The following is a 14,990-nucleotide window of genomic DNA, read 5'->3' on the forward strand; positions in this document are numbered from 1 at the left end:
ATGAAACGATTACACTTTTTTCTTGCCGTATTTATGGCAAGCCTGCACAGCTATGCCCAATTAACGCCATTCGCCGAGGGTGTTAAAAAGAACACTTTGCCCATTGTCTACCTGCCCGAAAATGTATCGGTGCAGTTCGTCTCACCGGAACCTATCCAGTACGTGGACATTTCGGCAAAATCGGTCATCGGCGACCTGCCGCTTAAAAATGTACTGCGCATCCGCTTAAAAGATTCGGTGAATTCGGCAGATGCGGTTATTACTATTGCGGGCGAAAAATTTATTACCCAATTTCATGTGATCAGGGCGGATTCGATCACGGCCAGGGATGCCCGAACGGAAATTGCGATTGACCCCGGCAACACTCATCCGCTGGATATTTCGGGTATCGGGCTTTCGCAAAACCAGTTAAAGCAAATGGCGCTCAACCTCTTTTGTAAACGGCCGGGGCGGGCTATTGAAAAAACGAAGGCATTCGATTTGAAAGCGGAACTATATCATATCTATACAGCCGGGGATTATGTATTTATCGACCTGGGTTACCGGAACAAAACGAACCTGGCCTACAATATTGAAGACTTCCGTTTTCACATCGATGATAAAAAGATCACCAAGGCCACCAATGTCCAGTCTGTGGAACTTAAGCCCGAATTCATCCTGTTTACCAACCCGTTTTTTCAAAAGACCTACCGCAACATCATTGTCCTGAAGAAAATCACCTTCCCCGGAAATAAAGTGCTGCATATCGAATTGAGCGAAAAGCAGATTTCCGGCCGGGTGATCACTTTGAATATCACTTACCAGGACGTGCTCGATGCGGATACAATCCCCATCTGATGAACCCATTAAAGCTACTGGAGCCGGACGAACGCGAGCGCTACGATTATTTGCAAGAAGTCTTCGAGGAGGAATTTGAGCAAACCCACCTGGCTTTTCATGTCAGCGGCATCCTCATTTATGAGCTGCTGAATTTGCTGGCGGTATGCAAGTACTTGTTTGATGAGTTCGGCTTTCCCGAAAGCGAGGACAGCCGCCTGCTGCGCTACGCTGTTACCGGCACCATTGCCGAATACCTGGAAGGAGAATAGATCATGGCTTTTAACAGTTCAAAAAAACTGGCCGGTAATATCGCGGCCCTGAGTATTGCCTTATCCGGACAGGAAAGCTACAACGATAAAGAAATTGAAGTGCTGAAAAGCTATGCGGGTTTCGGCGGTTTAAAAGCGGTCTTGTTTGGCGCGGGGCCGGTGGAAACCTGGGTGGAGCAGAACGCCTCTGCAAATGACCTGCGCCTGCACCCGATGATGGTGGAGCTGCACGGACTGTTGCAGGAAAAACTATCGCCTGCCGATTACAAGGCGGCCGTTGATGCAGTTAAAAGCAGCAGCGATACTGCATTTTACACACCGGAGTTGCTGCCTGCTGCTTTATATGCGGCCATGAAGCAACAGGGCATTATGCCTCATCGTTTGTATGAGCCGAGCAGCGGCGCGGGTATCTTCATCACCGAAGCGCTCAAAGCCTTCCCTGATTTGCAGGAGGTCAACGCGGTCGAAAAGGACATCCTGACCGGCAAGGTGCTGATGGCGCTCGCCTTAACTTTGCCGGTAAACAATATCGTTCAGGTTCGTGGTTTTGAGGAAACAGCCCCGGACGAAAAAGGCAAATATGATTTTATTACCAGCAATATTCCGTTTGGTAATTTCAAGGTATTCGATCCGGCCTACCAGGGCAGCGCGGTAACCAACAAGATCCATGATTATTTCTTTGCCAAAGGCCTGGATAAATTAGGAGACGGCGGAATGCTGGCATTTTTGGTGACAGATGCTTTCTTAAATACGGCCTCCAATACACTGGGGCGCAAGCATGTGTTTACTTCGGCAGATTTTATCAGCTTGTCGGTTTTGCCGGATAACCTGATGAAGGATACAGCCAACACGGAAGCGCCGAGTCATTTGCTGCTGGTTCAGAAGAACGACAACAAAGAAGCCTTTACCCCAACCGAATTACTACTGATCGATACCGTCGAGCAGGAAAATAGCTTTGGTAAATTTTCCGTCAATGCTTATATCGACCGGCACCCGGAACTGCGTTTGGCCGATACCATAGGGGAAGGCAAAAACCAGTACGGCAAGCCAAGCCAGCGGATTTGGCAGAAAGGCCCGCTGGAGGAAATCAGGCAGCCGCTCATGGAACAGGTAGCCGAAGGCTTAGCTGCAAACTTTGACTTGGACCGCTGGAAAGCCTTACAGCAGCGGTTGGCTGATGAGCAATCGAAAAGCAAAATTGAAAGTAAAACCGTGCCGAACGCACGGTTTTTTACTTTTCTGGATATGCCTGAAGTACAGGCCTCAGCAATTTCCGGTCAGGGACAATTGGGTCTGTTCGACGCCCCGACCCTGAATAACGACCAGGCGCAGGGTTATTTATCTGATCTGGATAAGGCCTTCGTAGATCCGGCAACCGGCAGGCAGATCAGCACTATCCGCACTACCACCAGGCCCGACCATGACAGTATTGTTTTGATTACCGCACAGGCGAAACAATCCGGCCGATACCTGTATAAGTTATTCAGCAATGTCAAGGAGCTGAATTTTTCCAATAAATGGGTCGGGGGCAATACGCTGACCTATGAACTCAAAGCTTTATCTGCAAAACTGAAATATTTCGGCCATGATTTCCGCTACGAAGGCGACCGCAGTTTGGAACCCGCTTTTGAACTGCTGCCTGACAGGCCGGTGCCATTTACCGCCATCAAACCGTTTTACAAGCGGGATACCTTAGTGATCCATGAAGGCAAAGCCGGTCTGACCGGACTGATCCAGAACGCGCAGGCAGATTTCCAGCCATTTGATCAGCAAACCGACCTCCCTTTTTTTAGGCAATACATTGGTCTGCGCGACAGCTATATGGAACTGTATGCGAAGGAAGCGGAAACTTTACAGGTGCAGCCGCACTTGCGGTCAATACTCAACCGGAACTATGAAAGCTTTACCGGCAAATACGGAGACCTGAATAAGGGAAACAACCGGAACCGGATATTACAGGATGCCGCTTTGGGTTTCGTGGTGCTCTCATCATTGGAGCGCCGGGAAAACGAAGCCTGGACCAAAGCCGATATCTTTTTTGGCCCGGTATTCCCGCAGCAAGAAAACCTGCATACCGATGATCCGACCGAAGCATTGGCACGTAGCCTAAATGATAAGGGTATCGTTGACCTCGACTATATGAGCACCATGACCGGGCTGGATGAGTTCGCGATCATCCGTCAGCTTGACGGCAAAATATTGATGAACCCCATCAACAGCACATGGGAAACGAATGATAGTTACCTGTCCGGTAATGTGGTGCAAAAATTAGCACTGGCGGAAAGGGCAGCCGAGGCGCATCCCGATGATTTGCAAATTGCACGAAGCCTGGCAGCGATCAGGCGGGTGCAGCCGGAAAAGATACCCTTTGAATTATTGGATTTTAACCTGGGAGAACGCTGGATGCCGGTGAGCTATTACCAGCAATTTGCCAGCGACCTGTTTGGCCTGGACACGCATATCGAATATTTTTCCTCGGCTGATGCTTTTAAGGTCAGCTACAAAAATGGCAATGCCAAAACCGACGAGGAATTTGCGATCATGCCGAAGTCCGGCATCAAAATGAAGGGCGCGGCGCTTTTGGAACATGCGCTGGAAAACACCAGTCCTTATTTCAGCTATAAGGTAGGTTCGGGTGATACAGCGGTCAGGCTGCCGGACAACGAGGCCATCCAGTTAGGACACCAGAAGATCGAATCGATCCGCAGCCGCTTTGAAGAATGGCTGCGAGAATTGCCGGGCAGCGAAAAGAACAAAATAGAAGCGCTGTACAATGAAACTTTCAACTGTTATGTGCTGCGGGAATATAACGGCAGTCATTTAGCTTTTCCGGGGCTTGACCGAAAGGCATTGGGCATCGAAGATTTGTACAGTTCGCAGCGAAATGCCGCCTGGCGCATCATTCAGAACCGGGGCGCGTTGATCGACCATGAAGTGGGCTTAGGCAAAACCCTGACCATGATCGTTGCCTCGCAGGAAATGAAACGTTTGGGCATTGTACAAAAGCCTATGATCCTGGCACTCAAGGCTAACATCGGGCAGATCACCGATACTTACCGGAAGGCCTATCCGCTGGCAAAAATACTGGCACCGGGCGAAAATGATTTTACGCCGGTCAAGCGGCAGGCGCTCTTTCACCAGATCAAGAATAATAATTGGGACTGTATCATCCTGACGCACGACCAGTTCGGCAAGATCCCGCAGTCGCCCGAAGTTCAGCAGGAAATATTAGAAGCCGAGCTGGATAATATTCAGGCCGACCTTGATACCCTTAAATCCCTGGGCGGCGAAGTTTCGCGCTCGATCCTTAAAGGGCTGGAACTGCGTAAGAAGAACCTGGAAGCCAAATTAGAGGGTGTATTATACACGCTCGAAAATAAAAAGGATTCCGGCATCAACTTCCTGGAAATGAATATCGACCACCTCTTTGTCGATGAATCTCATAAGTTCAAAAACCTGACCTTTACCACCCGGCATAACCGCGTGGCTGGTTTGGGCAACCAGGATGGCAGCCAAAAAGCTTTGAATATGCTATTTGCGGTGAGGACTTTACAGCAAAAGTTTGATGCTGACCTTTGTGTAACTTTCTTATCGGGAACACCGATCTCGAACAGCCTGACCGAAATGTATTTGATCTTCAAATACCTGCGGCCAAACGAACTCGAACGGCAAAGCATCAGCAACTTTGATGCCTGGGCAGCGGTATTTGCCAAGAAGACAACCGACTTTGAGTTTTCGGTCACCAACCAGATCACGGCTAAAGAACGCTTTCGCCATTTTATCAAAGTACCTGAACTGGCGCTTTTTTATAACGAAATCACCGATTATAAAACGGCGAAACATATAAACCTCGATAAGCCGGAGCTTTCTGAAACATTAGTAAACATTCACGCGACACCCGACCAGCAGGACTTTATCAAAAAGCTGATGAAGTTTGCGGAAACAGGCGACGCGACCTTATTGGGCCGCCCGCGCCTTACTGCCGAGGAAGATAATGCCCGGATGCTGATAGCCACCAATTACGCCAAGAAAATGTCGGCGGATATGCGGCTGATCGACCCGGAATATGAAGACCACCCGGATAACAAAGTGAATGTTTGTGCCCGCAAGGTTGCCGAGATCTATCACGAAAGCACACCTCATAAAGGAACCCAACTGATTTTTAGCGACATCGGCACCCCTAAACCGGATGAGTTCAATATTTATGATGCGTTGAAGACCAAACTGGTCAATGATTTTAATATCCCGGCCCACGAAATTTCATTTATCCATGACTGGCCGGACAAGAAACGGCCGGAGATGTTCCGGATGATGAACAATGGCGAAATAAGAGTGCAGATCGGTAGCACCGAAAAATTAGGTACGGGAACCAATGTGCAGGCAAGGGTATTGGCGATGCACCATTTTGATACGCCCTGGCGTCCGAGCGACCTTGAGCAGCGCGATGGAAGAGGCGCACGGCAAGGGAACTGGCTGGCGAAAAAGTTCTACGATAATAAGGTGTTGAACTTTATTTATGGCGTTGAGCAATCATTGGATGCCTATAAATTCAATCTGCTCAAAAACAAGCAGACCTTTATTTCGCAGATGAAGAACTGCGAGCTGAATGTGCGCACCCTTGATGAGGGTGCTTTGGATGAAAAAAGCGGCATGAACTTCTCCGAATACATCGCCATCCTTTCCGGCGACACCACCCTTTTGGAAAAGGCAAAGGTAGAAAAGAAAGTAGCGCAATTGGAGGGCTGGAAATCGGCCCATTTTCGCGAAGTCGCCCGTAACCGTTACAGCCTGGAAGCTGCCGAGAAAAGACTGGGCGAAATCAAAGGCACGATGGATAGCCTGTTCCAGGACGAAGCCCTGTACAATTCCCAGTTAAAGCATAACAAAGAGGGCAATAAGCTTAATCCTATACAATTGACCGATTTTCCATCTGCGGATGCCGAAGCTTTGGGCAATAAGATCATCGCGCTCTACCGTGGCTGGCAGCCCGGTAAAGGCGAACCCGAGGAAAAACAAATCGGGACTTTATACGGGTTTAACCTTTATATCCGCCAGCAGCGGGAGGGTTATGAGGACCAGGGTTTATTCAAATACCGGATGCAAAACCACCTGTTCGCCGAAGGGCCGGGCGGCATTAAATACCAGAGCAATGGCGGGAACCCTAACATAGATAATTCAAAGCTGGCCGCCCGCTATTTTCTGAATGCGATTGATAAGGTCACCGGCTTGCGGGAAAAATATGAAAAAGAGCAAACCGAACTGCTTACAGAGGTTCCGACCTTAACGGAACTCAGTCAAAAGACCTTTGAAAAGGAACAGGAACTGGTTGAACTAAGGGTTGAACTGCGCAGGCTGGAACAGGAAATCGCAGCCAAGATCAGGGAAACGCAAATGAAGTCGGTGCCCGAAGAAGAACATGCTGAAGAACTCACCGAAGAACAAACCCAAACCGATACTCTCGACCATTCCGAAAACTTGCAGATGATTCGTCGTGCACACCTTTTAGGTGTCAATTACTCTACAGAAGACTTAACGCGATAATTTGTCCTTTATTTATGGTGCAGTTTGAACATTACCGCAGCCCTCTGCATCGCTATACTTTTTCCGTTAAACCGGTAAGGCAATGGGTGGAAAAGCGCTGCGAAGGCCGGGTGCTCAACCTGTTTGCAGGCCCGACGTTGCTCAATGTGGATGAGGTTAGGAACGACCTTGATCCGGTTATGCCTGCCGATTATCATCTCGATGCTTTAGAACTTTTGCGAAGCTGGTCAGGCCAAATGTTTAATACGATTTTACTTGACCCTCCCTATGCACTACGGAAAAGCATGGAGTTGTACAAAGGCAATATTTGCAGCCCGTTCCGGCAACTGAAAGACGAAATACCCCGCTGCCTGTCGCCGGACGGTATCGTAATCACCTTTGGCTATCACTCCATCGTGATGGGGGCGGGTAGGAAATTTTCGCTGGAGCGCATTGCCTTGTTTAGTCACGGCGGCGCGATCCATGATACGATTGCAAGTATCGAACGCTTTAACCCTTGAATTTTATTGTTTTCAATTTTTGTTATGGAAGAACGGCGTCAGCCCTCCTGACTGCCTTTAAAAAATAAATTATATGGAAGAAACCCACGAGCAGCATAAGCTTCATGGTTTTATGCAATGCCTCATCTATGTGTCCATTGCGCTCGAAGCCGCCATCTTTGTTTATAAGCAAGCCCCGTTCTGGGGCTTTTTTTATGGGCCGATAGAAAAGCTGAGCCATGTGCTTATTTACAGCAACTTGCTGTATAGTAAGCTGGCGACGCTGTTTTTGATCTGCCTGGTGAGCATCGGCACCTTAGCCAAAAAGAAGCAGGAACTTGACCCGAAACTGCATATCCTTTACCCGCTGGCTTTGGGGCTTTTGCTATTTTTTGGCGCGGCCTTTTTGTATGGCCGGGTGGGCGCTTTTGCCTTTTCCTTTACAAGCTGGTGGGATTTGGGCTATATGGTTTGTTCAATGGTCGGGGCTATCCTGATCAGCGTTTCCATGGATAATGTTTCCAAGATGATCCGCTCCGGTTTGGGCAAGGATATCTGGAATGTCGAGGGCGAAAGTTTTATGCAGCCCGTCAAGCCGGTGGTTACGCCTTATTCCGTCAACATTCCGATGTTGTTTTATTTCAAGGGAAAAGTCCGGAATGGGTGGATCAACATCGTAAACCCGTTCCGGGCTACGATTTTAATTGGTACGCCGGGGTCCGGCAAATCCTTTGGTATTGTCAACCCCTTTATACGGCAATTGATCGCGAAGGAATTTTGCTGCTGTGTTTATGATTACAAATTTCCGGATTTAGGAAAGATCGCTTATTACCATTATTTGCTGGCAAAACAGCGGGGCAAGTGCAAAAAGCATGAATTTCATGTGATTAACCTGAATGACGTTGAGCGAAGCAGGCGGACAAACCCCTGGCGGAATGATTATCTGAAGACCCTGGCGGATGCTTCCGAAAGTGCGGAGGGATTGGTGGAAGCCATGAAGAAGGGCGACAAGAGCGGCGGCAGCGACCAGTTCTTTACACAGTCTGCGGTTAACTTTTTAGCGGCTTGCGTGTACTTTTTCAGTAAACATGCCGGTGGTAAATATTCAAGCTTACCGCATGTACTATCATTTTTGAACCATTCTTACGAGGATATTTTTAATACCCTCTTTTCGGAACCTGAATTGGTTTCTTTATTGTCTCCTTTCAAAACGGCCTATGTGGCTAAAGCTTTTCCGCAACTGGAAGGTCAGATCGGCACGCTTAAAATATTTATATCGCGTTTGGCCACAAAGGAAACCTTCTGGGTTTTCTCCGGTGACGATTTCAATTTAAAAATCTCCGATAACGATACTCCGGGTATGGTCGTATTAGCCAACGACCCCAGCACACAAAATATCAATTCGGCCTGCTATTCCGTAGTGATGAACCGGCTGACAAAACTCATTAACAGCAAGGGTAATCTGCCGTCGGCCTTAATCATTGACGAAATTCCAACTTTATATATTTATAAAATTGACAACCTGCAAGCAGTTGCGAGATCGAATAAGGTGGCAATTTTGATGGGTTTGCAGGAATTACCCCAATTTAATCAACACTACGGGAAAGATACTGCGGCAACTATCACTGCGGTTGTCGGCAATGTACTGGCCGGTTCGGTCAGGAATAAGGAGACCCTGGACTGGCTGGAACGCATATTTGGTAAAAATAAACAAATTGGCGAAAGCCTGTCTATCGACCGTAATAAAACATCGACTTCCTTGCAGGAAAAGCTGGAGCCATTGATCCCGGCTGGTAAAATGGCTTCCTTAAATACGGGGGAAATGGTCGGCCTGATCGCTGCAGATGTCCAGGAAGTGTACACGGGTAAATTTGAAACTTCGGCCATCAACTGCAAGGTGAATCTGAGCGCGGCTGAATTGAGCGCGGAAGAAGCCGGTTACCGGGACTTACCCGTCTATTATGATTTTGCAGGGCGCAAAGAGGAAATCCTGCGCGAAAACTTTATGCGCATTAACAGCGAGGTCGATGCCATTGTCGAGAGTTTCCGCAAACCGATCCCGCAGGTACAGGTGCTGCCCAAAGGCAGCATGAAGCCGATCCCTCAGCCTAAGTAATCCAGTCTCATTTTTAAAACATTTTTCCCATGAACAAACACGACGAACTCTCCGGCACCTTAGTGCTGTTACACCCTCAATTATTGACCGACCCCACCGAAAAAAAGAACCAGATCGGCATCATTGCCTCCGCAAAGATCGAAAACGATAACGTCATCGTCAGCTTTGGCAACGAGGGGCAGGCCTTGTTTTCAGCCGATGCATTGTTGGTTTTGAAAAAGCCCAGCAGTATTCATTTTGACACCATGCAGGATCACCTGAAAATGAATGCGCAGGATTTTAAAAACCTGTTGAGGGTAGGTATGCTGGCCAATTCCAACTTAACAAAAAATCACCGGCAGGCTATTGAAATTTCGCGCGATAACCCTGTGGTACTGGCATATAGCATGGCTTCGCTGGAAGAAGAACTGGGATTGAAGCAGGATTATAGCTTGAGCCGCTGAATGACATGAACGATTTAGATTTCTTTAAAATGTTCGGCGCAAACGACAAGCTGCGGGGCGAGGTGGTATTTGTGCATCCTGAACTCTTCGCTGATCCTTTGGGCAAGCGCAACCAGGTCGGCGTGATCAGCGAAGCCGACATCGCCCTTGATAATATTTATGTTGACTTCCGGGATAAGGTCGGGCTTTTTTCCGCCGATGCCTTGTTTACTTTTCTGCCTTCGGATCAAATACAGGATAACCTCGTGAACCTGTTACAGGATAAGACGTCCGGGGAATTCAAGGCATTGCGGAGTGTGGAGCTGCTGGTGCGTTATGGCGATGTGACTGAAAAAATCAAAGCCATGCAAACTGCCCGTGATCACCCAGCGATTCAAAACTTATGTGTCGAAATTTTAAAAGATCAAATTTCCCGCGACATCTCTAATCAATACGGACGGTGATTAAATTATTTTACTGCTGCTTGCTGGCTTTGCCCCTGCGGCACCTGGCCATAACATCAGGCTATGGTTACAGGGTTCATCCCGTCACCGGGCGGTTCTGTTTTCATTATGGCGTTGATCTCCAGGCCAGGCATGATACCGTTTTTGCGGTGATGCCGGGCCGCATTGATTTTCTCGGCTATGACCGATTGACGGGGGTGCATATCCGCCTGGCAAGCGGTGACTTTACTTTGCTGTACGGCCATTTATCGCAGGTCTTTGTAATGCCCGGCGATTCCGTGAACTCCTGTACCCCATTGGGCATTACGGGTTATGCAAAGTGTATTAATATGTATAGTATTCTTATAACAACCTGATTTATAGATACTCATTCCCTGATTCCTTTACATAATAATTCCTGAGTTTTATTGCAATTATTCACATTTAAATAGTTGTAATATGGAACACATCAGGGACTTTAATGAATTAATGTCCAATGCGACACGTTACCTGGAATCTCAATTTGACCTTAGCGAAAGGACGATTGATGAATACACAAGGTATTGGAGACGAGTCCGATCATTTATGGGCTTAAACGGAATCAGGACCTATAATCAAGAAGTAGAAAAACAATTCCTTGCTGACGATTTGAGAGGCCGAAATAAATTCGAGCTTTCAGAGAGCGAAAAACGCGTCTATAATTGCGTTAAGACGTTAACAGAATTTGCCGAAAAAGGCGGTATTAGTATTAAACTGAACGCCTTCAAACCAGGCAAACCTAAGATTATACTTAACGGTCCAATCGGCGATCTATTCGTCTCATTTCTGGAATACAAGCGAACGGAATGTAGATGGTCAGGGGATACTTTTGAAACCCATAAGAACTACCTTTCAATGTTCTTAAAGTTTTGCAACAAAGCCAATATTGCAACCATCGCAGACATTGAGTTTGCCACTATCCTTCTTTTTTTAAGTGACCCGCGAAGTATTAAAGGTCGTCGCAGGGGTGGCGCAGTTTCATCGCTAAGGGCTTTTTTTAAGTATGCCTTTGAACAAAAGCTTTTAGGAATTGACTATTCTGTTAGCATACCCAGTTATAAATCTGCCAGTCAGCCACAACTGCCGTCAACCTATTCGGAAAAGGAAATTGTACAATTACTCTCGTCGATAGAAAGGTCGAGTGCGATAGGCAAAAGAAACTATGCCATGATCCTTATGGCTGTCAGGTTGGGTTTCAGAGCTTCCGATATAGCCAATTTAAAGTTTGAACACCTGCAATGGACGAAATCGACTATCGAAATAAATCAATATAAAACTGGACAGGAATTGGTTGTCCCTTTATTACCGGATGTCGGTAACGCTATTATTGATTATTTAAAGTATGGCCGGCGTAACTCAGAGGAACCTTACGTTTTTTTGAAAGAAAAACCACCATATGGACGAAAATGCGACGGTGGTTTAGTTTCTGACACGGTTATAGCGGCATTCGTCAAATCTGGAATTGATACAAAAGGAAGGAAATCCGGATCTCATGCACTGCGTCATAGCCTTGTATCCAGAATGCTCGAAGAAAGCACTGTTCTTCCTGTAATCTCGGAAGTGCTCGGCCATGCAAGCACTGAATCTACCCGATATTATCTACGAATAGATTTCAAATCCATGAAGCAGTGTGTGCTCGATGTCCCACCTGTAGCTATCGACTTCTACGAGCAGAAAGGAGGTGCTTTTTATGACTAAGGATTATAATAGTGTATATAGCGACCATATACAACAGTTCATCACCATGAAAAGAAAACTTGGCTTTAAGTTTGTAAAAGATGCCAAATTATTATTATCAATTGATGTTCTTGCTACCGAAAGCGGTCAAATTACACAAGGCATATCAAAGGAATTTGCAGATCTCTGGATAAAAAAGACCCTCAATGAGTCTTCAAGAAACCATTATCAGAGAGCAATTTGTCTTAATCATTTTTCGACTTTTTTGTGTGGTTTTGGCATCCAATCTTATATACCCAAACTACCGCCGCCTCCAAAAACAACATTTATTCCGCACATCTATTCACCTTTTGAAGTTAACGCATTATTTGAAGCATCTGACAAATTAAGGATTGCAAATTCCTGCACGAGTTGCGCTTTGATCTGCCTGCCGCTATTAATCAGGACATTGTACAGCACCGGAATACGGATAGGCGAAGCATTGGCTTTAAAAAATGAAGACGTTAACCTTCTTGAAAATTACTTACGCGTCCGGGATAGCAAAAATGGCAAAGAAAGGATAGTTCCCATATCTGAAACATTAGCGGAAGCTTGCAGACACTATATAAGTTATCGAAACAAAATGCCGCGCAGGAGGTCTTTTGAGTATTTCTTTGTGAAACTTGATGGCAGTCAGCCTTCTCCTGCAACAGTAGGTGTTTGGTTTAGAAGGTGCCTTAGGCAGGCAGGAATACCCTATATTGGAATGTACCAGGGTCCTCGTGTTCATGACCTCAGACATACTTTTGCAGTTACCTCACTCGCTAATATGGCCGAATCCGGGATCGATTTGTATGTTTCATTGCCTATACTTTCGACATACCTGGGGCACCAGTCCCTTGAGTCAACCAATCAATATGTACGATTAACCAAGCACATTTACCCTGATCTAATCAAAGATGTGAATCTGATCTGTCAGGATGTATTTCCTAAATATAAGAACTATGAAACCGACTGACTTTTCAAAATACATTTCCGATTTCATATCGCGGTATTTGCCATGTGAAAAAGGTGCCAGCGGCAATACTATTGCTGCCTATAGAGACACATTCGTTTTATTGTTAAAGTTCACTCAAGAAAAGTTGCATATAAAAATCGAAAAACTTACACTCGATAAAATCACTAAGGAAACCATCTTGCAATTTCTGGACTGGATTCAAAAAGAAAGAAAATGCAGCGGAGCAACACGAAACTCACGTTTAGCAGCTATTCATTCCTTTTATAAGTATTTGCAGCTTGAAAGTTTAGAGCATATGCATGAAAGCCAAAAAATACTTTCTATTAAGTTCAAAAATGCCCCAAAGGAGACAATGAACTACTTAACGATTGACGGAATAAAACTCCTTTTGCAACAACCGGATATCACTACGATCAGAGGAAGACGTGACTTAACACTCCTTTCCTTGATGTATGATACTGGTTCACGTGTACAGGAGATCATCGATTTGACGCCATCGATGATCAGGTTTAACAAACCCCCAACAATCAAAGTTATTGGCAAAGGCAATAAGGCAAGGATAATACCGATGCTGGATGCGCAGACAGAACATCTCGTTCACTATATGAAAGAGCATATGTTAAATGATTACTCGGCCAATATGTATCCACTCTTTTTTAACAGTCGAAAAGATAAACTTACCCGCGCAGGCCTTAACCACATCCTTAATAAATATGCTGCAATTGCAAGGAAACAGAATCAAAGTCTGATACCGGAACAGATTAGTTGCCACTCTCTAAGGCATTCAAAGGCAATGCATTTGCTTCAGGCTGGAGTCAATCTGGTCTACATTCGTGATATTCTTGGGCACGTCTCTATCCAAACCACTGAAATCTATGCCAGGGCCGATTCCAAACAAAAACGCGAAGCCATCGAAAAAGTATATGTTAATGTCAGTCCGAATGAAAAACCCCGATGGACACAGGACGACAATCTGTTAACCTGGCTTAAAAAGTTCTAACGATGTTGTAGAAAGTGTAAGTGATGAGGGTATTAATGAAGGGGTGCTTTAGTACAGCATCCCTTCATTCCTTAATAATGTGAACACCCTTTTGGAAAGCACGATTATGCGTAACGATAATAGCAGGCACAGGAGTTCCAACAACTGCAAAATTCCTATTTTGATGAGAGAACAGGAAATTGTTATTTAAGCAATTGCTTAAATGCTTATATTTGCTGCCATGGATAGTTGCACACGAATATTTGCGGACAGCGGGCAGATCAAAAACTGCCGGGAGACCGTGAAAACACATCAGCAGGCTTTTACTGATCTTGCACAGGTCGTGGCCTTAGCAGGTAATGAAGTCCGTTTAAAGATATTATTCCTTTTGGCACAGGAGCAGGAACTGTGTCCCTGCGATTTAAGTGATATCCTTACCATGACGATTCCGGCCGTATCGCAGCACCTGCGTAAACTAAAGGATGGCGGCGTGATCTGTTCGCGCAAATCCGGGCAAACTGTTTTTTATTCGGTTAACCCTGTTCAAATTACGTTGTTGCAACCATTCTTCCAGATCATACAGGAACCATTAAGCGAAGCAAAAGCATGAAAGAAGCAACTCAAAAAGGCTGGATTGGTGGAATAATTGCCGCAATAGCCGCCTCCCTTTGCTGTATCGCACCCTTGCTGGCCATCTTTGGCGGATTAAGCGGCGCCGCTACTTATTTCAATTGGATAGCGCCTTACCGGCCTTACCTGATCGGTATCACGGTACTGGTATTTGCATTTGCCTGGTACCAGCAATTGGTAGTTACGCCGAAAAAAGAAAAAGATTGCTGTACACCTACAAGCCGTTCCATTTGGCAATCCAAAAAGTTCCTGCTGATCGTGACTGTGTTTGCAGCTGTACTGACCGCCTTTCCTTATTATTCTGCGCTATTCTACAAGGCTCCTCCAAAAACAACTGCTGTTGCTTTGCAAAGCAACTTTAAGTCGATCAGGCTGAATATAAAAGGCATGGGCTGTGCGGATTGCACCAAACATATTGACGGCTCGCTGATGAGCCTTAACGGTGTAACTTCCTCCAACACCTCATTTGAAAAGGCACAAACCATCGTTCAATACGATCCTGATAAAACCAATGCGGACAGCATCGATCATAAGATCAAAGAAATAGGCTATCAGCCAACCCTTATTAAACAAAACTAA

14 protein-coding genes are annotated in these 14,990 nt (G+C 46.0%); 13 read left to right on the forward strand and 1 reads right to left on the reverse strand.

Going from position 1 to position 14,990, the window contains the following annotated elements:
* The 7 genes from FSB76_RS24440 (at window position 1) to FSB76_RS24470 (ending at window position 10,110) form a co-directional block, all read left to right on the forward strand.
* A complete protein-coding gene (locus tag FSB76_RS24440) occupies window positions 1-837 on the forward strand; it encodes a DUF4138 domain-containing protein (RefSeq protein ID WP_147058065.1) in 837 nt (278 codons plus the stop codon).
* Window positions 837-1,088, forward strand: coding sequence for a hypothetical protein (locus tag FSB76_RS24445; RefSeq protein WP_147058067.1), 252 nt, complete (start codon window positions 837-839; stop codon window positions 1,086-1,088). Before FSB76_RS24440 ends, FSB76_RS24445 begins: the two co-directional genes overlap by 1 nt.
* Window positions 1,089-1,091: 3 nt before the next feature.
* On the forward strand, window positions 1,092-6,629 hold the full coding sequence (locus tag FSB76_RS24450) for a DNA methylase (RefSeq protein WP_147058069.1): 5,538 nt from the start codon (window positions 1,092-1,094) through the stop codon (window positions 6,627-6,629).
* Window positions 6,630-6,643: 14 nt separating this feature from the next.
* Window positions 6,644-7,129 (forward strand): RsmD family RNA methyltransferase, encoded by a 486-nt coding sequence (locus tag FSB76_RS24455; RefSeq protein ID WP_147058071.1) that lies wholly within the window; start codon window positions 6,644-6,646, stop codon window positions 7,127-7,129.
* A 73-nt stretch (window positions 7,130-7,202) separates the two neighbouring features.
* Window positions 7,203-9,224, forward strand: a complete 2,022-nt coding sequence (locus FSB76_RS24460; RefSeq protein ID WP_147058073.1) for a type IV secretion system DNA-binding domain-containing protein — start codon at window positions 7,203-7,205, stop codon at window positions 9,222-9,224.
* A 29-nt stretch (window positions 9,225-9,253) separates the two neighbouring features.
* Window positions 9,254-9,667: a hypothetical protein gene (locus FSB76_RS24465; RefSeq protein ID WP_147058075.1), complete on the forward strand. Its 414-nt coding sequence runs from the start codon at window positions 9,254-9,256 to the stop codon at window positions 9,665-9,667.
* A gap of 5 nt (window positions 9,668-9,672) precedes the next feature.
* Entirely contained in the window at window positions 9,673-10,110 is a 438-nt protein-coding gene (locus FSB76_RS24470; protein ID WP_147058076.1) for a hypothetical protein, read from the forward strand.
* Between the two features lie 56 nt (window positions 10,111-10,166).
* Here FSB76_RS24470 and FSB76_RS32755 read toward each other — a convergent pair whose 3' ends face one another.
* Window positions 10,167-10,355 (reverse strand): hypothetical protein, encoded by a 189-nt coding sequence (locus tag FSB76_RS32755; RefSeq protein ID WP_262713488.1) that lies wholly within the window; start codon window positions 10,353-10,355, stop codon window positions 10,167-10,169.
* On the opposite strand from FSB76_RS32755, the gene FSB76_RS33005 reads away from it, so the two are divergent.
* The 6 genes from FSB76_RS33005 (at window position 10,263) to merTP (ending at window position 14,990) form a co-directional block, all read left to right on the forward strand.
* Window positions 10,263-10,466, forward strand: coding sequence for a hypothetical protein (locus FSB76_RS33005; RefSeq protein WP_394349440.1), 204 nt, complete (start codon window positions 10,263-10,265; stop codon window positions 10,464-10,466). The two genes, FSB76_RS32755 and FSB76_RS33005, sit on opposite strands and share 93 nt — an antisense overlap.
* A gap of 82 nt (window positions 10,467-10,548) precedes the next feature.
* Window positions 10,549-11,826, forward strand: coding sequence for a site-specific integrase (locus FSB76_RS24480; protein ID WP_147051748.1), 1,278 nt, complete (start codon window positions 10,549-10,551; stop codon window positions 11,824-11,826).
* 46 nt (window positions 11,827-11,872) lie between these two features.
* Window positions 11,873-12,802, forward strand: a complete 930-nt coding sequence (locus tag FSB76_RS24485; protein WP_225976299.1) for a tyrosine-type recombinase/integrase — start codon at window positions 11,873-11,875, stop codon at window positions 12,800-12,802.
* Window positions 12,789-13,802 (forward strand): site-specific integrase, encoded by a 1,014-nt coding sequence (locus FSB76_RS24490; protein WP_147051750.1) that lies wholly within the window; start codon window positions 12,789-12,791, stop codon window positions 13,800-13,802. Before FSB76_RS24485 ends, FSB76_RS24490 begins: the two co-directional genes overlap by 14 nt.
* Window positions 13,803-14,004: 202 nt before the next feature.
* Window positions 14,005-14,391, forward strand: a complete 387-nt coding sequence (locus tag FSB76_RS24495; protein ID WP_225976300.1) for an ArsR/SmtB family transcription factor — start codon at window positions 14,005-14,007, stop codon at window positions 14,389-14,391.
* Window positions 14,388-14,990 carry a mercuric transport protein MerTP gene (gene merTP / locus FSB76_RS24500; RefSeq protein WP_147051751.1) on the forward strand — a complete coding sequence of 201 codons (603 nt, stop codon included), beginning with the start codon at window positions 14,388-14,390 and terminating at the stop codon, window positions 14,988-14,990. The genes FSB76_RS24495 and merTP overlap by 4 nt, the downstream gene beginning before the upstream one ends.

Origin of the sequence: Mucilaginibacter ginsenosidivorax, assembly GCF_007971525.1 — a bacterium.
Lineage (GTDB): Bacteria > Bacteroidota > Bacteroidia > Sphingobacteriales > Sphingobacteriaceae > Mucilaginibacter > Mucilaginibacter ginsenosidivorax.